We start from the raw sequence: 26,485 nt of genomic DNA, 5'->3' as shown, positions 1-26,485 counted from the left end.
ACAATTATGAGGTTTATTTTTTCTGCAGTCATCTTTTTTTTTACAGCAAATGTTTTTTCGCAAGACAGCAGCAGAAAAAATAAACCTCGTCGTCTATCTGCATTTCCCGTTGTGTTTTATTCGCCTGAAACAAGCGTGGCTGTTGGCGGATTTGCAGCGTATACGTTCCGGAATAAAAAAGATACTGCACAACTTTATCCTTCTCAAGTGCAGTTTGGAGCAGCCTATACATTTAATAAGCAACTGTTATTGTATGCACCGTTTCGTATTTACACACCCGGAAGCAAGTTTACTGCTTATGGCGAAGTGGGTTATTACAAATACTCATACTACTTTTTCGGCATCGGAAATGATCAGCCTGCTGATTACAAAGAATTATACAAAGTAAACTATCCAAGAGTGCGATTGAATGTGTTGCGTAAGATCAATCCAAAGCTCTATGCAGGCCTGCGTTATTGGTTGGAAGATTATCGTGTGGTGGAAACAGAACAGGGCAAGCAACTTTCATCTGGTACAATCGAAGGAAGTACACGAAGTTTTATTTCAGGTATTGGTCCCGCATTGAATTACGATACCCGTGATAATATTTTCTTTGCCGGCGCCGGTGTGTTTGTTGATGCAGGAGCACAGTTCTACGGTAATGTAACCGGCAGCAACTATAAATACAAGCGCTATACACTTGATGCATCCACTTATCTTTCAACCAAACGAAAAAATGTGTGGGCTTTTAATCTGTTTGCAGACATGGTTGATGGAAATGTACCGTTCAGTCAACTGGCATTGTTGGGTGGTAATAAAAAAATGCGTGGGTTTTATGAAGGGCGCTACCGGGATAAAAATCTCCTGGCAGCAGGAACAGAATACCGCTTCAAGATCTACAAACGATTTGGTGGAACGGTGTTCGCCAATGCAGGTGCAGTAAATGATCAACTGAAAAATATTGCGGAGCATATTCGTACAACGTACGGTGCAGGACTTCGTTTTGCATTAAACCCTGCCGAAAAAATAAACCTGCGTTTAGACGCAGGTTTTGGAAAAAATTCAACCGCTTTTTATTTTACCATTGGTGAAGCTTTCTGATAATCGAGTAATTCTTTCAACTCTTCCCAATCAATAAGCGTGTCTACATCTCTTAACTGTTCGGTTACAGCAACCGTTAACCCGGCCTCAGCTGCATCGTTGATAGTGCTGCTGTAAACACTGTCGGTACTCCATGCTTTGTTACTGAAAAATGCTGGATGAACAGCACGTAATCCAAGTAAATAATAACCTCCATCATCAACCGGTCCAATGCATACATCATGTGTTTCCAATAATTCAAATGCCTTGTTCAGATGCTCTGTAGAGAGTTGCGGACAATCGCTGCCGATGATCAGCACATGTTCATAACCCAGTTCAAACAAAAAAGAAAACGCATGTTGCATCCGTTCGCCCAAATCATTTCCATACTGCAGCTGTTTGTAAAACGAATTTGTTTCCCACAGATCAAGACGATTAATTTCATCTGCATAGAAAACGAATTTATTTGCGGCAACAGGTATCAGCACATCATGCGTATGCCGCAGCAACTGACGGTAAACGTCAACCGCTGCAGCATCGCCGATATCCTTTGCTAATCTTGTTTTTACTTTTCCCGGTTCGGGATTTTTTACAAATACAATAATTGCTTTCTTGGTCATGTAAGTTTTAGCATTAGCAGCATCCACCACCGTCGTAAAACCAGGTAGAGCCTGAAATATAAATATCTTCACGGTTTAATGAGGCCAATGCAGCTGCGGTTTTATCGCATACCGCTAATGGTTGATTGGGCAATAATACATGCCCTTTCTCATCATCAAAGCATTCTTCATTTCCAAAATAAATTGCTGTTTTACCGGTAAACACACAAGGTCCATCAGCAGGCATCGGATCTTTAATGGCACACACTTCCACACTTTCAATAAAGAGTAATTCGTTGGTATCATAATTCTTTGGATCAAGAATACGATACGGACGTTTCGCTCTTATTTCTACTGTACCAAATCCTGCATCGGTGATCATTTTAATATAATCCCACAACGGTAAAGAACCACTTAAACATAAAGCCCGCAGGCGTTCATCTTCACGCAGGTTCTCCGGAATATCCTGCTCACAGGTTGGATCACTCATCACCAAACGACCTCTTGGTTTCAACACACGATACATTTCTTCTAATGCCAGTTTCAATTCTTCCTGTTTAAAAATATTGAAGAGGCAATTTTGTGCAGCCACATCAATACTGTTGTCTTCAACCGGCAAATTCAATGCATCACCTTTACGCAGATCCACAAACTCGGAACGGAACCAGGAATTTTTCCGTTCAGCTTCTGTAAAATTGTCTCTGCTTGCCTGCAACATTTCATCCACCACATCAACACCTATCACACCATTTAACTGGCGACTGAAATAGGCAAACTGCAACAACTCCATTCCTCCGCCAACGCCAACATACAGTATTCGTGGATTATTCACGAGATCTCTTGGATGAACGGTACTGCCACATCCGTAATTCATCTGTTGCATACGCACCGGAATATCTAATCCTGGCAATTGCCAAATGGGTGTAGTGGTGCAGCACAAACCAACTTGCGGGTTTTCAGCGGCTTCTTTGTAAACATTTTTTGTTGTTTCGAGATAAGTAGTGCTCATTGTCTTTTTTATTTGATGGTGAGTTTAGTTGATATACGATATAATAAAATAAATGGTTGCACTGATGATGGCTGCAATTGGCAACGTGAGCAGCCATGATAATGCGATCTTCGCTATTTCTTTATTATCGGCAGATTTTGCAGAAAGACCAATGCCATAAAGACTGCCAACAGATACATGTGTGGTAGAAACGGGTAACCCAAATTTACTGGCAATGATCACCATTGTGCCGGTAACCATATTCGCCAATAATCCCTGTTGGGGTGAAAGCCTTGTAATTTTTTTACTCATGGTCTCAGCAATTTTGCGTGCATTGATCAATCCTCCAATTGCCATTACAACTGCAAGTAGTAAAAAGTTGATGGGCATACTGAAATAAGTTGAAAGTAATAGTAGTGAAATGAGTTTAGGTGTATCGTTCAACCCTCTTGCAAAACTTACAACGCCTGCACTGAGATAGTGAAGCGGGTTAAGAAACGATCTGTTGCCTGTTATGGATAATCCAGCAACAGTATAGTCGGTTTTCTTTGTTGTGGAAATGATCTTATACAGAATACCTGTTATAAGAATGGCGATCAACGGACTGATGAGTAATGGAAGAAAAAATGTTTTACCTAATACACTTATATCAACCTTGCTGCCTGCAGTTACAATGCCCGCACCAACTAATGCACCCACTAAACCGTGCGTAGTTGAAACAGGAAAACCTAAGAATGTTGCCAGTAAAATAGTAATACCGGTACTACCTGCAACGGCCAATACAAATTCTTTTGTCTGTAATATTTCATCGGGCACTAAACCTTTACCTGAAAAATTTTTCACCAATCCATTTGCAAGAAAATAGGAACAGATCGATCCGGCGAATGTAAATAGTGTTGCAAGCAACAGTGCCTGCTTGTAGTTCAACGTGCCACTTCCCCATAAAGTAGCAGTTCCTTTAAAATTATCATTCGCACCATTGGCGTATGTAAGTAAAAGCACTGCAAGCAATAAGAGAAATGTCATGTATAGAATTTAAAAACTGTAACGAATGCTGAATAACCCCTGCGCTCTGGAGAGCAGTGCATCGTATTGCCAGGCTTTTGTTTGCGGGTTTGAAAAATTTAATTCCGTTTGTAATGAACTGTTCACTCTTGCAACAGTGAGTAGTTGGTAACTGCTGTTTAAAATATTGGGAACATAATATTGCCGTCCCCAGTTTCTCGAAATAAGATTGGAAAGATTAAATACATCCAGTGAAAAACCAAGTGTATGATTTTGTTCTTCGGAACCTAATTGTATCGAATACATAACCTTCATATCAAGTTGCTGATTCCAGGGAGTGCGTGCTCCATTTCGTTCTGCATACTGGCCTCTTCGTTTACTGAGGTAGCGATCTCGTTCGATGTAATTATTCAATTGCTCCCATTGAGCAGCAGCAGTTGTTACTATATTTCCCGCCGCATCTTTTATATCAACGAGGTTACTTTCAGTTTGATTGCGTGGAATATAAATCAGATCGTTGTTAGGTGAACCATCACGGTTTATGTCGCCAATATAGGTATAGGTATACGGACTGCCGGATTGTAATGTATAAACAAAGATCACATTTACACTGCTGCGTTTCCACTTATGATTGTATTGAAGATTGCTGATGCTGCGATGACGCAGATCGAAGTTAGAATAAGATAACTGCGGAGCATTCGGTAAAATCGTTTGATTGAATTCCCAATTCGCCTGTGGCGAAACACGTACACCATTGGAAATATCTTTTGATACGCCATACGTGTAAGCGGTAAGAAATTGAAACGCTTTGATGCGTTTTCCGACTGTAACAGAAAGTTGATAGCGGTAACCTTCATTCGTGTTGGTTAACAGAAATACGTTCGTGAAAGAAGCATTCAGCTTTTGTGCATTTCCATTGCCAAGATATACAGTTCGGTTATCACCTGCTCCGGTTAAACCGGCAGTACTGTCTTTCAGATTGATTGTTTTATACAACACATCATTCAATGTTTTTGTATATACAGCTTCAACAGAAAGTGACCAGCCATTCTCCGTTTTAAAATCGATACCTAAACTGTTACGGAATACCTGTGGTAGTTTGTAATTGTTATCGAGTAAATTAATTTCACGTATGCCGGGTTGATAGGTGGCAGCAATCTGCGATACATCGTTGATCAACGGAACACTTATTGTGGGACGAACATCTACATTGCCATAGGTTGTACCACTGTTGTAATAAGGATACGCCAGCCATGCAAATGGCATACGGCCATTGAAGATGCCGCTTCCACCTCTTAGTACCAGTTGTTGGTTACCGTTTATATTCCAGTTGAAACCAACTCGTGGTGCAATTTGCGGATATGGATTGTTACTGTTGGAAAAATTTTCAAAACCTTTTGTTTTTGTTACATCAGGATTTACGGAAGGTCTGTCGGGGTAAGCCGTAAAATCAAAACGGATGCCTGCTGTTACACGTAAGTTTTTTGTGATTGCAATTTCATCCTGTATGTATTGACTCAATAAAAACACACGAAAACTGGCTGACGGATTATTTCTGTTGAATTCATAATCGTTATTCTGTAAATTATAAACACCACGTATGCGGCTTGGTTTCTCAGCAAAAAAATCATCCACGCTTCTGTAAGCCCAACGTCCGTTAAATGCGGTAAGGAAACGATAGTCAATATTGTAAAATTCATTGTGCGTGCCAATGGTGATCGTTTGTTTTCTTCGGTAGAACGTAAGGTTATCCGTTAGTTCAATTGTTTTTAAATTCAATCCATATACCGCCGCTTCACGGTACGCTCCCAGATAAATAGTATTGGCAGTGTTGTAAGTAATTTCAATATGTGGAAACAGATCTCCTTTGATCTGCCGCTCATCTTTTGTGTTGGTGAAACCAATAATGAGGTTACTGGAAAGACGATTTGAGAAATTGGATTTTGCTTCAAACACCGCACTATGCGTTTTACTGCTGTGCCGGAATCCCTGGCTGCCGAAGTTTAGAATGTTTGCAGACCGTTCATTGTTATCTGCAAATGCCTGTACATAATTGTGCCTGATGCTCAGTTTGTGTACACTATTCACATTCCAGTCAAGCTTCGCAAAAAATTTATCGCTGTTGATCTTTAAGGTAACATCTTCATAAGAGCCAAGATCATAGTTGTAACGGGATAGAACCGTATCGTACAATGCTTTTGCAAGTGCAAACGGTATAGCTGAGCCATCGCTGCCGGGTGCGAATGCAACAGGTTCGTTTCTTCTTGCAATTTCAATAGCTGTAAAATAGAAAAGTTTATTCTTGATGATTGGGCCTCCCAGTCGAAAGCCGGTTTGATAATCAGAAAAATTTTCTATGCGTTGGCGCTTTGCATCGGCTGTTGGTCCGGTTAACCATTGGTTTCTCCCTGAGAAAAAAGCAGAACCTGAAAATTGATTTGTACCACTTCTTGTGACAGCATTAATACTGCCCCCGGTAAAATTTCCTAACGTTACTGTGTAAGGCGATACTTCTACCTGTACTTCCTGTATGGCTTCTAAACTGATGGGTTGTGTTTTTGCTAAGCCTCCGGGAGTGCCCGATGCCAATGATCCGCCTGCACCACTTGCAGGTTCGGTAAAACCAAATGCATCATTCAAAGCGGCTCCATCAATGCTTAAATTATTATAGCGATAATTGGTACCGCTTAAACTGTTGCCATTTGATTGTGGGCTTAAACGTGTAAAATCCTGTAAACTTCTGCTAATGGTAGGAAAATTTTCAATCTGGCTTTTTGAAATAGAAGTACCGGCACCGGTTCTGCGAATGATTTTTTTATTACTACGGATAATAATATCCTCTAAAGAGGTTGAAAGTGGTTGTAAAACACTGTTGATATTTTCTATGCTGCCTAAACTTAATTGAACATCAGTAAGTGTATCACTCGCAAATCCGATATAAGAAAAAATGAGCGTGTAAGGTCCGCCACTTTTAAGATTGGGTAAATTGTAAGTTCCTCCTTTTTGGGAAACGGTTGCATACACTGATTTTGTAGGTTCATGAATTGCCTGTATGGTTATCCTTTCAAGCTCTTCCCCATTTTGCGCTCTTACATTGCCACGTATGCCCGCACTTGTAATCTGTGCATTTATTTGAAATGCGAGAGAACATAATCCCAGCGTTACTAAAATATGATGCCTTGTGATAAAAAGCAGTACAGACTTGATGAAATGAATTGCCGGAAAATTTTTCGCCATACGACAGTTGTTACCCTCTCGTATAAACGAAAGAATTGTGCATGCGGTTTTTTAAGAATGGTTATACATTCGATTTCAATTATGCTACTGCACCACCACAACTGCTACCCATACCTGCAGTGCAGCCGTAGCAATGCTGGTTGATAATAATCTCTCTGTTAGTTAATGCTGCCGCATTGAAGGTTGATAAATGCTGCGATTCTTTACACGATACCTTCATTTCCAGCATCTGATTAAAATCACAATCGTAGATATAGCCATCCCACCCAATGGAAAGCGTAGTGCGGCACATAACGTTTGCAGCAGCAGCCGGATTAAAAGCTGCAATCAGTTTTTCCATATACTTCTCATAGTTTTCTGTTTGCAACAGGTAATCGAGATAACGACTGATGGGCATATTTGTAATCGTAAACAACGAATTGAAAACAATGCCGAAATCTTTTTTCAACGCTGCTTTGTATTCTTTTTCTAAAGCGTTTTGCGGCGCAGGTAAAAAAGCACCGGCGGGATTGTAAACAAGGTTCAGAATTAACCCCGTGCCTTCCACTCCATAACCAACTGCATTTAACATTTGTAATGCTTTCACCGAATCTTCAAACACACCATCACCACGCTGACGGTCTGTACGGTCTTTTGAGTAGGAGGGAAGCGATGAGGCAACTTCTATTTGATGCTGTTTGAAAAATTTAGGCAGATCATGAAAACGTTTATTCGCAAGAATGATGGTAAGATTACAACGTACAATGATATGCTTACCAAGCTTTTTAATTTCTTCCACAAACCAACGGAAATCCGGATTCAATTCAGGAGCACCACCCGTTAGGTCAACTGTTTTAAACGATGGATTAGCAGCAAGTATATCCAGGCACAATTGCATGGTGTCACGGGTCATGATCTCTTTACGGTCGGGGCCTGCATCCACATGACAATGTTTGCACACCTGGTTACACATTTTACCAACGTTTATCTGGAATATTTCCAGTTGTGTTGATTGTAATGGATAAAGACCTATCGTTTCCAGTTTTTGCTGAAAGGGTACAAGACGATATTCGTGACCGTTATAACCATGTTCTAAAATATCGATCTGTTCATGCGCATCTGCTAAACTGTTTCCCTGTGCCTTTAATGATTTCGTGTTGCTGCTCATCTTTGCGTTATTGATGGTTGGTAATTCGTTTAGTTCTGTTTACATGGCTATTTCTTTCACCTTGTTCATCATTTGCACACCATGCACCAATGCTGCACCACCTTTAATAGCTGCTGCTACATGCACGGCTTCCATCATTTGTGCTTCATCCCAGCCTTTTTCAAATGCATCGCTGCTGTAAGCATCAATGCAATAAGGGCATTGTACTGCATGCGCTACTGCCAAGGCGATCAATGATTTTTCTTTTGCTGTCAACGCACTGTCGGCAAATGTTGCACCATACCATGCAAAGAATTTATCTGCCAGGTCTTTTTGATATTCACCGATCTTTCCAAATTTGCCGAGGTCTTCTGCATTGTAATAATGATTGTGCATGCTGTTGGTTTTAGTTCTGATAATTATTTAAATATAAAGTCCAGTCGTACGATTTGAATTTGATATTCGGATGTACATCGTTCGGGATGATCGCTTTTTCTTTCAGCAAACGGATCATTCCTTTCTTGCCGCCAAAGTCTTTCCGGAACCATCCCATAATAGCAGGAAGCTTCATGGTATTTGCTTGCTTATCATATTCCGCTTCGCCGGTTAAGTAAGCAGTTGCTGCAATATCCAATTGTTGATGTAAGTTTTCAGGATTGTAAAAAGCAATCGGCGGACAACTCTTCGCTCCACAATTCAGCGCAAAGTGTAAACGGTAATCCAGTTCTTCCACACGTAATTGCTTTTCTGTTTTACCGGGAAAAAATTTACTAAGATAACCGCCGCTCCATTTAATTTTTGAACGACGTAAAACATCATGTTCAATATCATCCAGGCTTAACGGTAAACCTGCAATCGTTAATTGATTGCTTTTGAAGAAGGCTCGTCTGCTTTTGTAAGCACCTGGGTTCTTTTGCAAAGCAGCCTGAACATAACCGTTATAAAGATTTATCCAGAAAGCTTTCTTCTCATCATCCGTACTTAATTTATTTTTAAGATCAGTAATTGCGATCGACCGGAGTTGGTCTTCCAATGCTGCAGTGCTTTCGCCTGTTTTTGCAGCATAGATATAATCCTGCGATAGTTTTACCAACATATTTTTACTGCGGGTTTTTGTGTTCATCACTTCATTGTAATTCGTGGTTGGTACACTTGTTATTTTCGGTTCTTCAATCGGTTGCTTTTCTCCCTTCATCCAGTTGGTTATTGCTTCGTCTGTAATTGTTTCGGCTTCTGTAATGGCAATGATCTTTCCGTCTTTCAGAATAACGGTGTAAGGATAAGCAGGCGGTTGAAATAAATTGGTAATGCTGTTATCTGCATCCGACACAATCGGGAAAGCAAAATTTTTTCTTGCAGCAAGGAACTTCTGTAATCTTGCTTCTTCTTCATTTGATACAAGAATCACCGTTAGCTTATCTTTAAACTTCTCCTGAATTTTTACGAGCTGTGGTATTGCTTTGATGCAGGGAACGCACCATGTGCCAAAGAAATCCACGATGGTAAGTTCATTCTGCAAGGAATTGAAGTTCGTGGCAGGCTTTTCCTTGTTCAGTGTTTTGTTGATGGGAAAGTTTTGCACAGCATCACCCGTTTTGTATCCGTTCTGAGCCGATACAAGGGATGCCGGAAAAAGAAACAGTATGAAGAAGGGTCGTAATCGCAAAAAACCTATTTTCATGGATATACGTAAGTGGGAAAATTATAGATTGATAAATAACTCAATAAATACAACGCATGAACAATATTGTTGCAGCAATTCAGGAATCGGCTTCTTTTTTAGCAGAACGGGGTATGAAAGTAAAGCCGGTGGTGGGTATTGTACTTGGTACCGGGCTTGGAGCATTGGTTAACAAAATAGAGGTGGAGCTCACGATTCCTTATACCGATATCCCTCATTTTCCACACGCTACCGTTGAGTTTCACAAAGGAAATTTATTATACGGCAAAATTGGAGGTGTGCAGGTAGTTGCCATGCAGGGAAGGTTTCATTATTATGAAGGATATAGTATGCAACAGGTTACGTTCCCTATTCGTGTAATGAAAGCATTGGGTGTTGAAACGCTTCTGTTGAGTAACGCTGCCGGTGGTATGAATCTCCATTACAAAAAAGGCGATCTTATTCTCATCGATGATCATATCAATATGCTTCCTGATAATCCACTGCGTGGGTTGAGCGATCCTTTGTTGGGCGAACGTTTTGTTGATATGAGTACGCCGTACAATGCTTCGCTACAACAACTGATGTTACAAAAAGCAACAGAGCAAAATATTCTATTACACAAAGGGACTTATGTAGCAGTAATGGGGCCAAACCTTGAAACAAGAGCAGAGTACAGATGGTTGCGCAGCACCGGTGCAGATATGGTGGGCATGAGTACGGTACCTGAAGTGATTGTTGCCAACCAGATTGGTTTAAAATGTTTGGCCGTAAGTGTAATTACAGATGAATGTGATCCTGAAAATTTAAAGCCGGTAAATATTGCAGAGATTATTGAAGTGGCAGGCAAGGCCGATGAAAAACTCAGTACCTTGTTTGCATCGTTAATTGAAGGCTTAGTTTAACTGCGGATCAATGGGATAGTTGATGATTTGACTGTATTCTCCACCCATTGATTTAACGGCTTCTTTCCAGATACTGTCTGTTTGATTATGAAAAACAATATTGCGGCTGGCGTTTACCGTTAGCCAGGTTTTTTCTTTCATTTCATCGTTTAGCTGTCCGTTGCTCCAGCCGCTGTAGCCGAGATAGAAACGGATTTTATTAAGATCAAGTGTTTCGTTTTTCAACATACTAAGCACCAAGTCAAAATCGCCTCCCCAGAAAATTCCTTTTGTTATTTCCTGTCCGCCGGGTATCTCATCGGGCAGTTGATGTAAAAAATGTAATGTATCCATTTGTACAGGTCCGCCATAATAAACAGGTACAGTATATCCCTCAAGATCGGTGATCAGTTCGTTAAGTGTTTGCTCAAACGTACGATTGATTACCAATCCAAAACTTCCTGCTTCATCATGCTCACAGAGCAACACAACGGTTCGCATAAAATTCGGGTCCTTTAAAAATGGATCAGATATGAGTAATATGCCACTTGCCGGTTCAATCATACACTTAATTTACAGCGGAATTTTCAATTTTCCATTTTTTTGCACATGTTCTGTCAAAGCCTCGTTAAAAGAAACTGGTGTTTAGAAATAGGCGATTTCCTGTTACTTTCACAGGTATTTTTGCAGATCGTTCCAAAAGGCCAAATGCACAACCGTAAATAGAACACATGAAGAAAACGTTTCCCATCATTATTGCATTAATCACACTGTCGTTAATGGGGATTATTTATATACAGGTGTCATGGTTGAGGAACCTGGCTTTTCTAAGGGAGGAGCAGCTAAAAGAAAAACTGTCCGCAGTTATTCAGCAGGTGGGTGAGGAACTAGTGGTACAGCGTAGCGATGCGTTTAATAATCTTGGCCGCATGCCCGGTATGAAATTTCCGGGAGATGGATATGATATCTACAAACAGTTTTCCGTCACAAACAGGTTTACCATTTACGAAATCAGGGAAAAACTGCAAAAGGCTTTTATCCGGAATAATTTAAGAGACACAGAGTTTGAATTTGCAGTGGCAAGTGATAATGTGTTTGGTCATTATGAATTGAAGTCGCCACGGTTTATGGATATGGCTTCAGATACCGTACATAATTTAAAAGCATGGTATCCATTGGTTGCAAGTAGTGGAAGTATACTCGAAAGCCTTGCGCCAGACGAAGTATTTGTAATTGTGGTGCCCGATGTAAAAAGTTATGTTCTTCAATCACTAGGTTGGATGATCACCGGATCAATTCTATTTACACTCATCATCATCACGGCATTCTTCCTCACCATCCGTACGTTGTTGCGTCAAAAGAAATTGGGTGATATGAAGAATGATTTCATCAACAATATGACGCATGAGCTAAAAACGCCATTAGCAACTATTTCTCTGGCAGTTGATGCTTTGAAAAATGAAAAAGTATTGGGCAATCCTGAAAAGCTCGGCTATTTCACCAATATGATCAAGGATGAGAACAAACGCATGAATAAACATGTGGAATCAATTCTGCAGGCTGCACAAATGGAACGCCAGGAAGTACAATTGAACTTACGTGAGCTGCATGTGCATGACATCATACGAAATGTATTGACTAATCTTCAGTTACAGATCGAAGAGAAACAAGGTAAGGTTGATGTGCAGCTTTCAGCAACAAATGATCTGATGGATGCAGATGAAGTTCATCTCACCAATCTCATCAACAACCTTGTTGATAATGCACTGAAATATTCAAAAGATGATTCGTTTCATCTGCAAATCGGTACTAAGAACATGGGTAAGTTCATTCGTATTACGGTAGAAGATCATGGTATTGGTATGAACAAAGAAACACTTACACGAGTGTTTGAAAAATTCTATCGTGCACATACCGGCAACGTGCATAATGTAAAAGGATTTGGTCTTGGTCTCAGCTATGTAAAAACAATGGTAGAGGCACATGGCGGTAAAGTAAAAGCCGATAGTGTTGTTGGGAAGGGTAGTACGTTTACGGTTGATCTGCCATTGAAGAAATGATCATCATCTCTTCGCAACCGGTATTACCAACTTCAATCCACTCCATTGCTCAGTAACGGCACACACTTTCACATCAACTAAATTATTAGCTAAGGCAAACTGTCGTATCCAGTCTTCCGTAAGATCGGTTGGTATACTTGCACTTTTTTTATACCAGCTCACCCAAAAGCTAACGTTGCCGCTCAGTCGCTTTTCAATTTGCTTGTAACATTTTAGAAATTCTTTTTGCGATGCTGCGAACAGGTGAATAAACCCGGGCCGTTCTTTTGGCTTGCATAATTGTGCCGAGCAATCAGCAGATATCAATTCCCAATACGCATCTATTCCACCCGGTGGGTTTAGGATGAGGAGTTTCATCTCATCAGTAATTCCAAGTTTTTTAATAAGCGCCGTGCCTGAGTAACCAGTCATGAACAAAAGTTTAATTCACAATGAAATCAGGGTTTTCCACAGGCTATTCACCGTAATCCACAAGCAAGTTCACAAAAATCGGGGTTTAATCGGCCCAAGTCCTTTGCCAGTAAGACTCAGGGAGTTGTGGAAAAAATAAAACTTCACACTTTTGGTTCGAAAGTGGGAAAAAGTGTTATTTTGTGTGTAATTGTGTAAGAATTCGATTAAAATCGCTTAAATGATTGGTTTTCTGGGAGAATATGAGGTTACGCTCGACGCAAAAGGTCGATTCCTGCTCCCGGCTGGCTTTAAAAAGCAAATGCCGGAAGAGTGGAACAGCCAATTTGTGATCAGCCGTGGCTTAGACTCATGCCTCTCTTTATACCATTCTAAACATTGGGAACCAATTTTCGCCCACATAAGTTCTTTAAACGATTTTGATCCGAAGGTAAGGCAATTTCAACGCTACTTTTTGAACGGAGCAACCACAGTCGAGCTTGATTCTGCAGGTCGTTTACTGGTGCCCGCTCAACTGAAAGAATTTGCAGGGCTTGATAAGGATGTAGTGTTGTTTGCCAAGGGAAACAAGATAGAAATATGGGATAGTAATAAGTACAAACAGTTCTTTGAAGCCCTTTCAGCCAACGATTTCAGCAACCTGGCGAATGAGGTGATGGTGAAACCTCCGGTGTTGTAAGAGATGGCGAAACAAAAAAAAATACAAGCTGCAGACCCGCAAAAGGTCGATCAGCAACAGGATGTTTATCACATTCCTGTAATGTTGATGGAAGCCGTAGATGCGTTGAACATAGATCCTGATGGCGTTTATGTTGATTGCACATTTGGCGGCGGCGGTCATAGCAGGGAGATATTAAAACGCTTGGGTAAAGATGGGAAACTGGTTGCTTTTGACCAGGACCCTGATGCCAAACGTAATCTGCCGGATGATGAGCGTATTGTTTTTGTTCCGCACAACTTTAAACATATCGGCCGCTTTTTAAAACTCAACGGTTTTGCAAAAGTGGACGGCATCTTAGCCGATCTCGGAGTTTCGAGTCACCAGTTTGATGAAGGTACAAGAGGTTTTTCTACAAGGTTCGATGGTCCGCTTGATATGCGGATGGATCCATCGCAACCGGTTACAGCTTCTACCATTCTTCAAACCTTTTCGCAACAGCAACTGCACAAATTGTTTGAACAGTACGGTGAGGTAACCAATGCAAAAACGCTTGCAGCAACAATCGTTCAGCAACGTAATACCAATCCGCTTCAAACTATTGAGCAGTTAAAACAGGCATTGCAATCAGTGGTAAAGGGTAATCCCAATAAATATTTCGCCCAGGTGTTCCAGGCATTGCGTATTGAAGTGAACGATGAATTAGGTGTGTTGAAAGAATTGTTAGAGCAATTGCCCGGTATCCTGAAACCCAAAGCCCGAGTGGCTATCATTTCCTTTCATTCGCTGGAAGACAGATTGGTGAAAAACTTTTTAAAAAAAGGAAGTTTTGAAGAGGAAACGTATAACCCATTTGAACGGGAAACAAAAGAACAGGTATTTAAGATCATTTCGAAGAAACCAATAGAACCATCGGCTGAAGAGCAGAAACTGAACTCAAGATCCAGAAGTGCACGGTTACGAATAGCCGAAAAACTTTAACCCTTGTAAAACTGAAGAAACAAACAAACTGAACACAGGAAATTACAAACAAACCAATGGCAGTAAAAGAGCCGAAGATCGATTTTAAAAAGTGGTTGAATTACCAGTGGATCGTGAAGAACGTTCCATACTTTCTCTTTCTCTCCCTGCTGGCGATCATTTACATCGCCAATGGCCATTACGCCGATAACACCATCCGCAACATTAACAAAACCACGAGGCAATTAAAAGAACAGGAGTATGAGTACAAAACTCTCAACGGAAAACTCATGTTCCAGAACAGGTTAAGTGAAGTGGCAAAAGCAGTTGAGCCAATTGGTTTAAAAGAAAATATTCAGCAACCCATCAAATTAACTGACAGTACAAAACTGAAAGACAATTAATGGAAGTAAAAAAAGACATATTGTGGCGTGTTTACCTTGGCTTTCTCGGCTTGGGTGTATTTGGCCTCCTTATTTTAGGAAAGGCCCTTTACACACAACGCATTGAAGGAAGTTATTGGAAGAGCATGGGCGATAGTCTGCACACAAAGATTCTTGATCTTGATGCTGAGCGTGGTACGATTTACAGCGAAGATGGAAGTATGCTGAGTACATCGTTACCACAATTTGATATCTACATTGATTTTGGCGCTGATGGTTTGCGTGCAAAAGCCGGAAAGAATTTCAAAGAGAATATTGATTCATTAAGTATTGCGCTTGCAGGTTTGTTCAGCGATAAAACAGCAGCTACTTATAAAAAGGAATTAAAGCAGGCTTATCAAGAGAAGGAGCGTTACTACCTGCTTCATAAAAAAGTATCGTTTGAAGATTACAAACAGTTGCGTGAGTTCCCATTGGTGCGTTTGGGTCGGAACAAGAGTGGTTTTATTGCTGAAGTAAAAACAAAACGTCTTAATCCGTTTGGTGAGCTTGGTTTCCGCACTATTGGTTTGTATCGTGAAAATTCAAAACTCGTAGGACTTGAGCGTTCATTTGATAGTGTGTTGCGTGGTACAACTGGTAAACGCCTGGTTCGTTATGTGGCAGGAGGAGTAATGATGCCTGTTGAAGGTTTTGAAGTGGAACCTGAAAATGGCGATGATGTTTATACAACGCTTGATGTAAACATCCAGGATATTGCTGAGCGTGCATTGATGCGTACCATGACGACAAATGAAGCTCTGGAAGGTACATGCATTGTAATGGAAGTGGCAACAGGCAAGATTAAAGCCATTGCAAATCTTGGTCGCACAAAAGATGGAACTTATTTCGAAACAGATAATTATGCATTGCGCACTGCAGAACCTGGTTCAACAGTAAAATTGGTAACACTGCTTGCTGCATTGGAAGATAAGCATGTAACCATCAACGATAATATTGCGATCCATGGTGGCCGTTGGAATTTGAATGGAAGAACAATTGTTGATGATCATCACGGTCCGGAAGTAACCAGTATTAAAACAGCCTTTACACAAAGCTCGAATGTGGCAATGAGTAAACTGGCTTATCAGTATTACACAAAAGATCCCAAAGAATATTACAAGCATCTGAAGGCGCTTCATCTTACTACAAAAACAGGTATTGAGCTTAACGAAGAATTCAGTCCGCTAATCAGGAATCCCAATAAAGTAAAACCAAAGAACTGGCATCCGCAAACATTGGCATCATGGGGTTTTGGATATGAACTGATGGTGTCGCCTTTGCAGATGCTGATGGTATACAATGCCGTTGCGAATAATGGCAAAATGATGAAGCCTTACCTGCTCAACGAAATAAAAAGTTACGGAACAGTGATCAGGAAAAATGAACCTGTTGTTTTGAATGAAGCAATAGCAAGTGTATCAACCATCAAACAATTACAGGAATGTTTGGCTGCTGTTTGCACAGAAGGTACGGCAAAGAAACAATTTGAGACTGCTCCTTATAAAGCAGCAGGGAAAACAGGTACAGCAAAAGTGAATGATGGAAAGTATAAATATCGTGATGGTGTATATCAATCAGCATTTGCAGGTTATTTCCCTGCAGAAGCACCGAAGTATTCCATCATTGTAGTGGTGAAGAATAAACCGCATGCAGCTAACTACTATGGAGGATCTGTGGCAGCACCCGTATTCAGAGAAATTGCTGACCATCTTTATAAATACAGCCAGGAACAGCAACAACCTTATCAATTACCTGCCATTGCTGATTCCATGCTGTACACATTCAACGGAATGAAAAAAGAACTGCAGGTGATCGCATTGCAGTTCGGATTTAATTATGCTGATCAACTGGCAGGTAACTGGCGCAGATCGTATCTGAAGAATAATAGTGTGCAAGCTCTATCAGCTGAAACACGAGAAAAGCTGGTACCCGATGTAAAAGGAATGGGATTGAAAGACGCACTGTATGTTATGGAAACAGCTGGTGTAAAAGTGAAAGTGACAGGAAAAGGAAGAATCAATAATCAATCGATAGCAGCAGGTACACCTGTTGCAAAAGGACAAGAAATAATGTTGTATCTCAATTAATGGCAGAATTAAAAGACATATTGTATAAAGTGCACCTGCGCAGTGTTCATGGATCAACTAATGTTGATGTAAATGATCTGCAGATCGATTCACGTATGGTGAAACCGGGCACTTGCTTTATTGCTATTAAAGGTGTGTCGGTTGATGGTCATGAATTCATCAACAAAGCAATTGAATCAGGTGCCACAGCTGTAGTGTGTGAAGTGTTACCTGATCAACTGAATGATGGTATAAACTATATACAGGTTGCCAACAGCGCAGAGGCAGCAGGCTTTATGGCCAACCAGTTCTTTGGAAATGTGAGTGAGCAAATGAAAGTGATTGGTGTAACAGGCACCAATGGAAAGACAACTATTGCTACATTATTATTTAAGCTGTTCAGTGGTTTAGGTTACAGGTGCGGACTGATCTCAACAGTTGAATATCATGTAGGCGACAAAGTATTTCCATCAACACATACAACACCTGATGTAATCAATTTAAACAGCTTATTAAAACAGATGTACGATGCCGGTTGTACGTATGTTTTTATGGAGTGCAGCAGTCACGCTATTCATCAGCATCGTATTACCGGTATCCATTTCACCGGCGCATTGTTCAGCAATATCACACACGATCACCTCGATTATCACAAAACTTTTGATGAATACATCAAAGTTAAAAAGAGCTTTTTTGATGGACTTGGGGCTGATGCGTTTGCGATCAGTAATAAGGATGATAAGAGAGGTGAAGTGATGTTGCAGAATACAAAAGCGAAGAAGTTTTATTACGGGTTGAAGAGCATAGCTGATTTTAAAGGGAAGATCCTGGAGAACAGTCTCACTGGTTTGCAGATGTTGGTGAATAATGATGAAGTGCATTTCCGTTTGATCGGCGAGTTCAATGCATACAATTTACTGGCCGTGTACGGGGCAGCTATTTGCCTGAGGGAAGATAAACTGAAAGTGTTGCAGGTGTTGAGTGGTGTTACCGGTGCAGAAGGAAGATTTGATTACCTCATTTCACCAAAGGATCTCATACTCGGTATTGTTGACTATGCACACACACCCGATGCATTGGAAAATGTGTTAGCAACAATCAAAAAATTAAGAAGAGGTCATGAGCAGATCATCACCGTAGTTGGTTGTGGTGGCGATAGAGATAAAACCAAACGTCCGGTGATGGGTGAAGTGGCATGTGAACTCAGTGACAGAGTGATTTTTACCAGCGATAATCCACGTAGTGAAGATCCACTGGAGATACTGGCCGATATGGAATTTGGTTTGAGCAGTGCAGCAAGAAGAAAATTTATTTCAATCGCTGACAGAAAGGAAGCAATTAAAACTGCTGTAAGTCTTGCCAAGCACGAAGACATCATCCTCGTTGCCGGCAAGGGGCATGAAAAGTACCAGGATATTAAAGGAGTGAAGTACGAGTTTGATGATAAGAAGGTGTTGGAACAAATGTTTGAATTATTAGAAAGATGAGTGATGAGTAATCAGTGATGAGTGGGCTTTACCATTCACCATTGACGATTCACAATAAAAACTGAATGCATGTTAAAGAACTTATTTGATTGGTTGAACAGTATCGGGATAAAATTCCCGGGCGACAATCTGTTCCAGTTCATCACCAGCAGGGTGATGCTGGCTGTATTGTTATCACTGATCATTTCAACTGTGTTCGGTAAAAAACTCATCAACTATCTGCGCAAACGGCAGGTTGGTGAAACGGTTCGTGATCTTGGATTAGCAGGTGAACAACAAAAGAAAGGAACACCAACAATGGGTGGTCTTATCATCATCCTTGCGATTGTAGTTCCTACTTTATTGTTAGCAGATGTGAGCAAAGTGTATATCCTGCTCATGTTGTTTGCAACAATATGGATGGGGATGATCGGCTTCATTGATGATTATTTGAAACTCCGTGCAAAACGTTTGGCACAGGAGCAAGGTGTTAATTATAAGAAAGGGGATAAAGATGGATTGGCAGGTTGGTTTAAAGTATTAGGACAAGTTGTATTAGGTGTAGCAGTTGCAACAACATTAATGTTTAATGATTCTGTGAGTGCCTACCGTGAGTTTACAGGAACAGAACTACCAGCGGATGCACAAACAAGGAAACCAAAGCTGGATGGCGAAGAAAAAATCATGATTAAAGCAGATGGACCTATCACCACCATTCCATTTGTGAAGGGACATGAATTTAATTATTCAAAACTATTGCCGAAAGCAATCCGTGGTGCCACATGGTTATTGTATGTAATGATCGTCGTGTTTATTGTAACTGCAGTATCAAACGGTGCAAACATTACAGATGGGATTGATGGTTTAGCAACAGGTGTATCGGCGGTAATTGGAATATGTCTGGGCATATTCGCTTATGCAAGTGGTAACATTCGCTTAGCCGATTATCTCAACATTTTATATATACCCGGAATTGGTGAGTTATCCATTTTCATTGCTGCAATGGTTGGTGCATGTATCGGTTTTCTCTGGTACAACTCTTATCCGGCACAAGTGTTCATGGGCGATACCGGTAGTTTAATGTTAGGCGGTGTAATTGCATCATTAGCATTTTTAGTAAGAAAAGAATTATTGATACCCATTTTCTGCGGAGTGTTTTTAGTAGAAAACCTGAGTGTGGTGCTGCAGGTTGGCTACTTCAAATACACAAAGCGAAAATATGGTGAAGGCAGAAGGATATTTTTAATGAGTCCGTTGCATCATCATTATCAGAAAAAAGGATTTCATGAGAGTAAGATCGTCACCCGCTTTTGGATCGTAACGATTCTTTGTGTGGTGCTGGCGATTGTAACACTCAAAATCCGTTAAAGAGGTTATTGAAAAACCACCCCTGGTTTTAAATCCTTACCCAACCAATCCTATGTAAGACTTAGAAGAGAACCATCTATGTAGCACCTCTGAGATCCTGTACTAACCCATACTTGTGAAGAGCCTTTTTTATTTCTCTATTGGAAATAAAAAAAGTAGAAAAACCAAAAAAGAAAATGTTACCGGTCTCCGGTTACCGGTAACATTTATCAGGCAACTGGAAACTTGAAATGAACATGGCACACAAATGTTACATACTTGGTGGCGGCGAAAGTGGAGCAGGCGCTGCTATTCTTGCAAAGAAGCAAGGGTATGATGTATTTGTGAGCGATGCAGGACCTATCAAAAACATTTACAAAGAAGAGTTGAAGGAGTACGGAATTGAGTTTGAAGAGAGCATGCACAGCGAAGAAAAAATTCTGAGTGCAGATGAAATTGTAAAGAGCCCCGGCATTCCTGAGAAGAGTGAAATGATGAAGAAGATACGCAAGCAAGGCATTCCTGTAATCAGTGAGGTGGAGTTGGCATATCGTTTTAAAGGTAACAGCAAGATCGTTGCAATTACCGGAAGCAATGGTAAAACCACTACCACATCATTAGCGTATCACATTTGCAAACATGCAGGATTGGATTGCGCATTGGTGGGTAACATCGGTATCAGCATTGCAAAACAAGTTGCTATTGATCCAAAGGAAGTATATATCGCTGAGCTCAGCAGTTTTCAGCTCGATGATATTAAGGAGTTCAAAGCGGAGATCGCTATACTCACCAATATTACCGAAGATCATTTAGACAGGTACGAATACAGGTTTGAAAATTATATCAACGCAAAATTTAAGATCCTCAATAACCAAACGAAAGACGATTTTTTCATTTACTGTGCCGATGACCCGGTTACAGTAAAGTATTTAAAAAAACTTACTCTCCAATCAACCCCATTACCATTCACCATGAAACAGGAACCACAAAAAGGCGCTTTCATCAAAGACGGCACCATGACGATTGCAGTGAACGACGACAAAGTAACAATGAGCGTAGACGATTTTAAGATCAAGGGTAAACACAACCAGTACAACACCATGGCAGCAGGTATTGCAGCGGCTACTTTAGGTATCCGCAAAGAAAAGATCAGGGAGGCCGTTACCACATTCGAAAGCCTTGAGCATAGAATGGAAATGGTGGCAATGGTAAAAGGAGTTGAATACATCAACGACAGTAAAGCAACCAACATCAATTCTACCTGGTATGCGTTGGAGAGTATGACGCATCCAACCATTCTGATTCTTGGTGGTGTTGATAAAGGAAATGATTACGAAGTATTAAAAGAACTGGTGAAGGAAAAAGTAAAAGCAATTGTTTGTCTTGGGTTAGACAACAGAAAAATTCACGAAGCATTTGGTGATACAGTTTCATTGATCGTGAATACCACCAGTGCGGAAGATGCAGTAAGAGCAGCTTACCATTTTGCAGAAAAAGGTGATGCAGTATTGCTGAGCCCGGCTTGTGCAAGTTTCGATCTGTTTAAAAATTATGAAGACAGGGGTAACCAGTTTAAACAAGCAGTAAGAGATCTGTAAAAAGAAGTACGAGGTACGGAGTAAGACATACGAAGAAGCAAAACGAAATGAGTCAAATCGCAAACATATCATCTAAATTTTCAGCGGCAGGGCTTCGGGATAAAACCCGTGGCGATAAAGTGATCTGGGCAATCGTGGTTGTATTGTCGCTGGTGAGTTTATTGGTAGTGTACAGCGCCACCAACTCTTTGGCTTATAAATTATACAAAGGCAATACCTACGTTTATCTTTTTAAACAGATCGCATTTATTTCGTTGGGTATTATCATTGTTTACTTTGCGCACAGGGTAAACTATACCATTTATTCAAGAGTAGCGAAGATGTTGTTTTACATCTCCATCCTGTTACTCATTTATACATTGTTCTTTGGTGCAACGATCAACGATGGCAGCCGTTGGATTAAGTTGCCCATCATCAATCTTACAGTACAAACCTCCGACATTGCCAAGTTGGCTTTGTTCATGTACCTGTCGAGATTGTTATCAAAGAAGCAACATGTCATCAAAGATTTCAAAAAAGGATTTATTCCAATGATGATACCTATTGTGGTCATCTGCGGACTAATTGCACCTGCGAATCTTTCAACCGCATTGCTCACCGGTGCAACAAGTATGTTGTTGTTGTTTATCGGTCGTATAAGTTTCAAGCATATTGCGTTGGTTGCTGCGGCTGTAATGGTACCGGTAATTATCCTGATTGGTATTGCCAGTGCCTACTACGATAAAGAAGAAGGAAAAACAAAAGAGTTGCCGGCTCTTTTATCAGCAGGACGCATACCAACATGGATCAAGCGTGTGCAGGATTTTGTATATGCCGGAAAAGGTGAAGCGCCTTACCAGGTACAACAGGCAAAGATCGCAGTTGCAAAAGGTGGTGTGTTTGGATTAGGGCCAGGCAACAGTGAGCAACGCAATTTCTTACCACATCCTTATTCGGATTATATCTATGCAATTATTATAGAAGAGTATGGAATAATTGGTGCGGCATTCATCGTGTTTATCTATATGGTATTTCTGTTCAGGAGTATAAGATTATTTAGAAAGTGTCCGTATGCTTTTGGTGCATTCCTTGCATTGGCGTTGAGTTTTACACTCGTGATACAAGCCATGACAAACATGGCGGTGAATGTGGGATTGTTCCCGGTAACAGGTGTAACGCTTCCATTGGTGAGCATGGGCGGTAGTAGCTTTTTGTTTACCTGTTTATCCATCGGTATCATTTTAAGTGTGGCGAGAAATGTGGAAGATGCAGAAGGGAAAGCAGAGAACGTTAAAGAAGAGTTGGCATGAGTGTAAAGATCATACTTGCAGGTGGTGGAACTGGCGGCCATATTTTTCCGGCCGTTGCAATTGCCAATGCGATTAGAAAACAACAGCCCGATGCTGAGATATTGTTTGTTGGAGCAAAAGGCAGAATGGAAATGGAAAAAGTGCCGCAGGCAGGTTATGATATTAAGGGTATAGATATTATAGGTTTTAACAGAAGTTCTTTGATAAAAAATGTGGGTTTGCCGTTTAAGTTGATACGAAGCTTTGTACAGGTGCGATCGATTATCAACCAATTTAAACCAGACGCAGTGATAGGAGTTGGCGGCTATTCCAGTTTTCCGGTGTTGCGTTTTGCCCAGGGTAAAGGCATTGCATCCTTTATTCATGAAAGCAACTCGTTTGCAGGAAAGGCGAATATTATGTTGGGAAAGAAAGCAACAAAAGTATTTGTAGCCAGCGATGGGATGGAAAAGTTTTTTCCGGCACAAAAGATCATGATCACCGGTAATCCTGTTCGTGCTTCTATTTCGCTTTCTACTATAACGAAGGAAGAAGGGTTAAAATACTTTGGTTTGGAAACAACAAAGAAAACGGTGCTCGTGGTTGGCGGAAGTTTGGGTGCAAGGAGTATTAACGAAGCAATTGATGCCGGGCTTGATGAATTTGAAATGAATAATCTGCAACTCATTTGGCAAACAGGGAAAATATATGCTGAAACAGCAAAGGCAAGAGCAGCAGGAAAATACCATGTGTGGGTGAATGAATTTATCAGTCAAATGGAACATGCTTACTCTGCCGCTGACGTAGTGATCTCTAGAGCAGGTGCAATGGCCATTGCTGAGATTTGTTTGGTGGCAAAGCCGGCAGTGTTTGTTCCTTATCCGCATGCAGCTGAAGATCACCAAACAGTAAACGCTAAACATTTGGTTGCGAAACATGCCGGATTGATGGTGAAGGACAGTGAAGCAAAAGAAAAATTAGTAAGCAGCATCATTGCATTGGCAAAAGATGAAGCAAAGCAAAATGAATTGAAACAACATATTGCAAAACTGGGTGTGGCAGATGCCGATACAGTGATTGCAACAGAAGTATTGAAGTTGATAAAGAAATGATTCAGTTGAACGATATAAAGGCAGTGTACTTCGTAGGAATTGGTGGCATTGGTATGAGTGCAATTGCAAGGTTCTTTAATGAGAATGGAGTGAAGGTGAGTGGTTACGATAAAACGGTTACACCACTTACATCGCAATTGGAAGCAGAAGGAATTGAAGTGAATTACAGTGAAGATGTTGATCGTATTCCGAAAGATGTGCAATTGGTGGTTTACACACCTGCTATTCCGAAGGAACATAAAGAGTATCAGTATTATCTGCAGAATGGATACAGCGTAGTAAAGAGGAGTGATGTTTTGCAGATCATTACGCAAAGTTCTTTGAATATATGTGTAGCAGGTACGCATGGTAAAACAACCATCAGTACCATGACGGGTCATTTGCTGCGCCACAGTGGTTTTGGTTGTAATGCTTTTCTCGGCGGTATTGCGGTGAATTATAATCGCAACTTCTGGGCAAGCGATAACAATGTGTGTGTGGTGGAAGCCGATGAATATGATCGTTCATTTCATAAGCTGAGTCCGGATATTGCAGTGATCACTGCAATGGATGCAGATCATTTAGATATCTATGGAACTGCTGAAGCAATGGAAGAAGCCTTCATTGAGTTTACAAGAAAAATTAAACCCGGTGGATGGCTCATCAGCAAGCATGGATTGAAACGATACAATGATCTGGTTGCAGACAATCACATTACTTATCACCTCAATGATACAAATGCCACGGTTCATTCAACGAATCTAAAAGTACAAAACGGCAGTTATGTCTTTGATGTGGTGTTTGGTGATTGGATATTAAAAGATGTGTTGTTGAATGTTGGTGGGCTGCATAATGTTGAAAATGGTTTAGCAGCTATTGCAGTTGCGCATGTATTGAAGATCGATGATGAAAAAATAAAAGAAGCAGTAACTGCATTTAAAGGAGTGAAGAGACGATTTGAATATGTGATTGCGCCCGGTGAAGGAGAAGTGGTGTTTGTAGATGATTATGCACACCATCCGGAAGAGTTGAGAGCGCTAATCACCGGAGCAAGAAGTTTGTTTGAAGATAAAAAACTGGTGCTGGTATTTCAACCGCACCTGTTTACAAGAACAAGAGACTTAGCTGATGGTTTTGCAGCAAGTCTTGATATGGCTGATGAAGTAATTCTCTTGCCGATTTATCCGGCACGTGAATTACCGATTGAAGGAGTAACAAGCGAACTCATCTTAAACAAGATGAAATTGAAAAAGAAGCAGATATTATCAAAAGAAGAGTTGTTGAATGAGGTAAAGAGTAAAGTAAATAAAGATGTGGTGTTTGTAACAGCAGGTGCAGGAGATATTGATGCGATGTTACTAGAGTTAAAAAAGAAGATAGAAGCATAATTATAATGAGCAGTAAGAAATTTTCGTGGAAGAAGTTAGTACTCACTGTCATGTGGACGGTGGTTTGTACGGCAACAATTGTGCTGCTGGTTGCTGCTGCCCGTAATAAAAACGGAAAGCGCTGCAAAGATGTTATTGTAAATATTACAGGAGTTGATGGAACGGAGTATGTGAGTAAAAAGCAAATACTGAATACGATCTCCGGTGGTCGTCCTGATCTGATGAAAGGTGCGCCTGTTAAAACATTTGATCTGCAACAGCTGGAAGAACTGCTGGAACGTAATCTCTGGATACGTAATGCAGAATTGTTCTTTGATAATAATGATGTACTGCATGCTGATATAACAGAACGTGAACCTGTGGCTAGAGTGTTTATGGTAAATGGTCAGTCGTTTTATATTGATGACATGGGCGAACAGTTGCCGATCACCAACGACCAGGTTGCACGTGTACCTGTGTTTACATCTTTCCCGAATGAAACAACGGTTGCAAAAAAGAAAGATAGTTTGTTACAGGAGCAGGTGAAAGAAATGGGCCACTACTTAATAAAGAATGATTTCTGGATGGCACAGGTTGATCAGGTGAACATCAACAACTATGAATTTGAATTGGTACCCAAGCTTGGGAATCATCTTATTCAATTTGGCAATACAGAGAAAATGGAGCAGAAGTTTAATCGCCTGCTGTTGTTTTATAAAAACATCATGAATAAAACCGGCTGGAATTATTACAGCGCATTAGATGTGCGTTATGATAAACAACTGGTGGCTGTTAGAAGAGACAGTGTAAGCCTGTTCAAAAGTTTTGTGGTAGAACAAAATAATTATGAAGTGAGCAGGGCTATTGATACAAGTTATATAAACAGCGACACAACATTAACAACTGAAAAACCACTTATAAACCAAGACCCAAACAGTTTGCTTACCTCCGGGACCTATAAGAGAGAACCAACATCCGCAGAGCCCGTTTTAAAGTCCGCTACTGTGAAACCAGAGACAAATGAAAATCGCAATGCGATGAAAAACCAACTCCCTACCCCTACAGTAAAAACCATTGTACAGAATCCAAAACCAACTGAACAAAAACCTAAGCCTAAGACCGAAGAAGAAAGTGTGTTGAATGAGGCGAAGAGCCAACCTGTGAAAAAACAACCTAAAGCAGTGATGAAGAAGAAAGAGAATGAGTGATG

At 40.6% G+C, this 26,485-nt stretch carries 23 protein-coding genes; 14 read left to right on the top strand and 9 right to left on the bottom strand.

What is annotated here, in order from left to right; genetic code table 11:
* The first annotated feature begins 6 nt into the window (after window positions 1–6).
* A complete protein-coding gene (locus WG954_RS01075; RefSeq protein WP_340432753.1) occupies window positions 7–1,080 on the top strand; it encodes a BamA/TamA family outer membrane protein in 1,074 nt (357 codons plus the stop codon).
* Here WG954_RS01075 and WG954_RS01070 read toward each other — a convergent pair.
* The 7 genes from WG954_RS01070 to WG954_RS01040 form a co-directional block, all read right to left on the bottom strand.
* Window positions 1,053–1,679: a TIGR04282 family arsenosugar biosynthesis glycosyltransferase gene (locus WG954_RS01070; protein ID WP_340432751.1), complete on the bottom strand. Its 627-nt coding sequence runs from the start codon at window positions 1,677–1,679 to the stop codon at window positions 1,053–1,055. The genes WG954_RS01075 and WG954_RS01070 overlap by 28 nt on opposite strands.
* A 13-nt stretch (window positions 1,680–1,692) precedes the next feature.
* The gene (gene arsM / locus WG954_RS01065) at window positions 1,693–2,667 is read right to left on the bottom strand and encodes an arsenosugar biosynthesis arsenite methyltransferase ArsM (protein ID WP_340432749.1); all 975 of its coding nucleotides are present in this window, start codon (window positions 2,665–2,667) and stop codon (window positions 1,693–1,695) included.
* Window positions 2,668–2,691: 24 nt separating this feature from the next.
* The gene (locus WG954_RS01060) at window positions 2,692–3,672 is read right to left on the bottom strand and encodes an inorganic phosphate transporter (protein ID WP_340432747.1); all 981 of its coding nucleotides are present in this window, start codon (window positions 3,670–3,672) and stop codon (window positions 2,692–2,694) included.
* Between the two features lie 9 nt (window positions 3,673–3,681).
* On the bottom strand, window positions 3,682–6,888 hold the full coding sequence (locus WG954_RS01055) for a TonB-dependent receptor (protein WP_340432746.1): 3,207 nt from the start codon (window positions 6,886–6,888) through the stop codon (window positions 3,682–3,684).
* Between the two features lie 79 nt (window positions 6,889–6,967).
* Window positions 6,968–8,035, bottom strand: coding sequence for an arsenosugar biosynthesis radical SAM (seleno)protein ArsS (gene arsS, locus WG954_RS01050; protein WP_340432744.1), 1,068 nt, complete (start codon window positions 8,033–8,035; stop codon window positions 6,968–6,970).
* 39 nt (window positions 8,036–8,074) lie between these two features.
* Entirely contained in the window at window positions 8,075–8,410 is a 336-nt protein-coding gene (locus WG954_RS01045) for an arsenosugar biosynthesis-associated peroxidase-like protein (RefSeq protein ID WP_340426719.1), read from the bottom strand.
* Window positions 8,411–8,420: 10 nt separating this feature from the next.
* Window positions 8,421–9,596, bottom strand: coding sequence for a DUF547 domain-containing protein (locus WG954_RS01040; protein ID WP_340432741.1), 1,176 nt, complete (start codon window positions 9,594–9,596; stop codon window positions 8,421–8,423).
* Window positions 9,597–9,751: 155 nt separating this feature from the next.
* Between WG954_RS01040 and WG954_RS01035 the strand changes: the two genes are divergently transcribed.
* A complete protein-coding gene (locus tag WG954_RS01035) occupies window positions 9,752–10,579 on the top strand; it encodes a purine-nucleoside phosphorylase (protein ID WP_340432738.1) in 828 nt (275 codons plus the stop codon).
* Here the strand turns inward: WG954_RS01035 and WG954_RS01030 are convergent.
* Entirely contained in the window at window positions 10,571–11,122 is a 552-nt protein-coding gene (locus tag WG954_RS01030) for a YqgE/AlgH family protein (protein ID WP_340432736.1), read from the bottom strand. The genes WG954_RS01035 and WG954_RS01030 overlap by 9 nt on opposite strands.
* A 167-nt stretch (window positions 11,123–11,289) precedes the next feature.
* On the opposite strand from WG954_RS01030, the gene WG954_RS01025 reads away from it, so the two are divergent.
* Complete coding sequence (locus WG954_RS01025) at window positions 11,290–12,618, top strand: sensor histidine kinase (protein WP_340432733.1); 1,329 nt, start codon at window positions 11,290–11,292, stop codon at window positions 12,616–12,618.
* Window positions 12,619–12,621: 3 nt separating this feature from the next.
* On the opposite strand, the gene WG954_RS01020 is transcribed toward WG954_RS01025, so the two are convergent.
* Window positions 12,622–13,029, bottom strand: coding sequence for a hypothetical protein (locus WG954_RS01020; protein ID WP_340432732.1), 408 nt, complete (start codon window positions 13,027–13,029; stop codon window positions 12,622–12,624).
* A 220-nt stretch (window positions 13,030–13,249) separates the two neighbouring features.
* Here WG954_RS01020 and mraZ point away from each other — a divergent pair, with 220 nt between their 5' ends.
* From mraZ to WG954_RS00965, 11 genes are all read left to right on the top strand, one after another.
* Entirely contained in the window at window positions 13,250–13,708 is a 459-nt protein-coding gene (gene mraZ, locus WG954_RS01015) for a division/cell wall cluster transcriptional repressor MraZ (protein WP_340432731.1), read from the top strand.
* Between the two features lie 3 nt (window positions 13,709–13,711).
* Window positions 13,712–14,668 carry a 16S rRNA (cytosine(1402)-N(4))-methyltransferase RsmH gene (gene rsmH / locus WG954_RS01010; RefSeq protein WP_340432729.1) on the top strand — a complete coding sequence of 319 codons (957 nt, stop codon included), beginning with the start codon at window positions 13,712–13,714 and terminating at the stop codon, window positions 14,666–14,668.
* A 56-nt stretch (window positions 14,669–14,724) separates the two neighbouring features.
* Entirely contained in the window at window positions 14,725–15,051 is a 327-nt protein-coding gene (locus tag WG954_RS01005; RefSeq protein ID WP_182801997.1) for an FtsL-like putative cell division protein, read from the top strand.
* Entirely contained in the window at window positions 15,051–17,159 is a 2,109-nt protein-coding gene (locus WG954_RS01000; protein WP_340432725.1) for a PASTA domain-containing penicillin-binding protein, read from the top strand. The genes WG954_RS01005 and WG954_RS01000 overlap by 1 nt, the downstream gene beginning before the upstream one ends.
* A complete protein-coding gene (locus WG954_RS00995) occupies window positions 17,159–18,625 on the top strand; it encodes a UDP-N-acetylmuramoyl-L-alanyl-D-glutamate--2,6-diaminopimelate ligase (protein ID WP_340432723.1) in 1,467 nt (488 codons plus the stop codon). The genes WG954_RS01000 and WG954_RS00995 overlap by 1 nt, the downstream gene beginning before the upstream one ends.
* A 69-nt stretch (window positions 18,626–18,694) precedes the next feature.
* Window positions 18,695–19,972 carry a phospho-N-acetylmuramoyl-pentapeptide-transferase gene (mraY, locus tag WG954_RS00990; protein ID WP_340432721.1) on the top strand — a complete coding sequence of 426 codons (1,278 nt, stop codon included), beginning with the start codon at window positions 18,695–18,697 and terminating at the stop codon, window positions 19,970–19,972.
* 236 nt (window positions 19,973–20,208) lie between these two features.
* Window positions 20,209–21,549: a UDP-N-acetylmuramoyl-L-alanine--D-glutamate ligase gene (gene murD, locus WG954_RS00985; RefSeq protein WP_340432719.1), complete on the top strand. Its 1,341-nt coding sequence runs from the start codon at window positions 20,209–20,211 to the stop codon at window positions 21,547–21,549.
* Between the two features lie 47 nt (window positions 21,550–21,596).
* On the top strand, window positions 21,597–22,838 hold the full coding sequence (locus WG954_RS00980) for an FtsW/RodA/SpoVE family cell cycle protein (RefSeq protein ID WP_340432718.1): 1,242 nt from the start codon (window positions 21,597–21,599) through the stop codon (window positions 22,836–22,838).
* Window positions 22,835–23,929, top strand: a complete 1,095-nt coding sequence (gene murG, locus WG954_RS00975) for an undecaprenyldiphospho-muramoylpentapeptide beta-N-acetylglucosaminyltransferase (RefSeq protein ID WP_340432717.1) — start codon at window positions 22,835–22,837, stop codon at window positions 23,927–23,929. The genes WG954_RS00980 and murG overlap by 4 nt, the downstream gene beginning before the upstream one ends.
* Window positions 23,926–25,296 (top strand): UDP-N-acetylmuramate--L-alanine ligase, encoded by a 1,371-nt coding sequence (gene murC, locus WG954_RS00970; protein WP_340432715.1) that lies wholly within the window; start codon window positions 23,926–23,928, stop codon window positions 25,294–25,296. The genes murG and murC overlap by 4 nt, the downstream gene beginning before the upstream one ends.
* Before the next feature lie 5 nt (window positions 25,297–25,301).
* Complete coding sequence (locus tag WG954_RS00965) at window positions 25,302–26,483, top strand: cell division protein FtsQ/DivIB (protein WP_340432714.1); 1,182 nt, start codon at window positions 25,302–25,304, stop codon at window positions 26,481–26,483.
* Window positions 26,484–26,485: the final 2 nt, after the last annotated feature.

The sequence above is a fragment of the Lacibacter sp. H375 genome (genome assembly GCF_037892425.1).
Lineage (GTDB): Bacteria > Bacteroidota > Bacteroidia > Chitinophagales > Chitinophagaceae > Lacibacter.
Note: the sequence above shows the minus strand (reverse complement) of the source record. Positions and strands in the feature narration are given on the sequence as shown.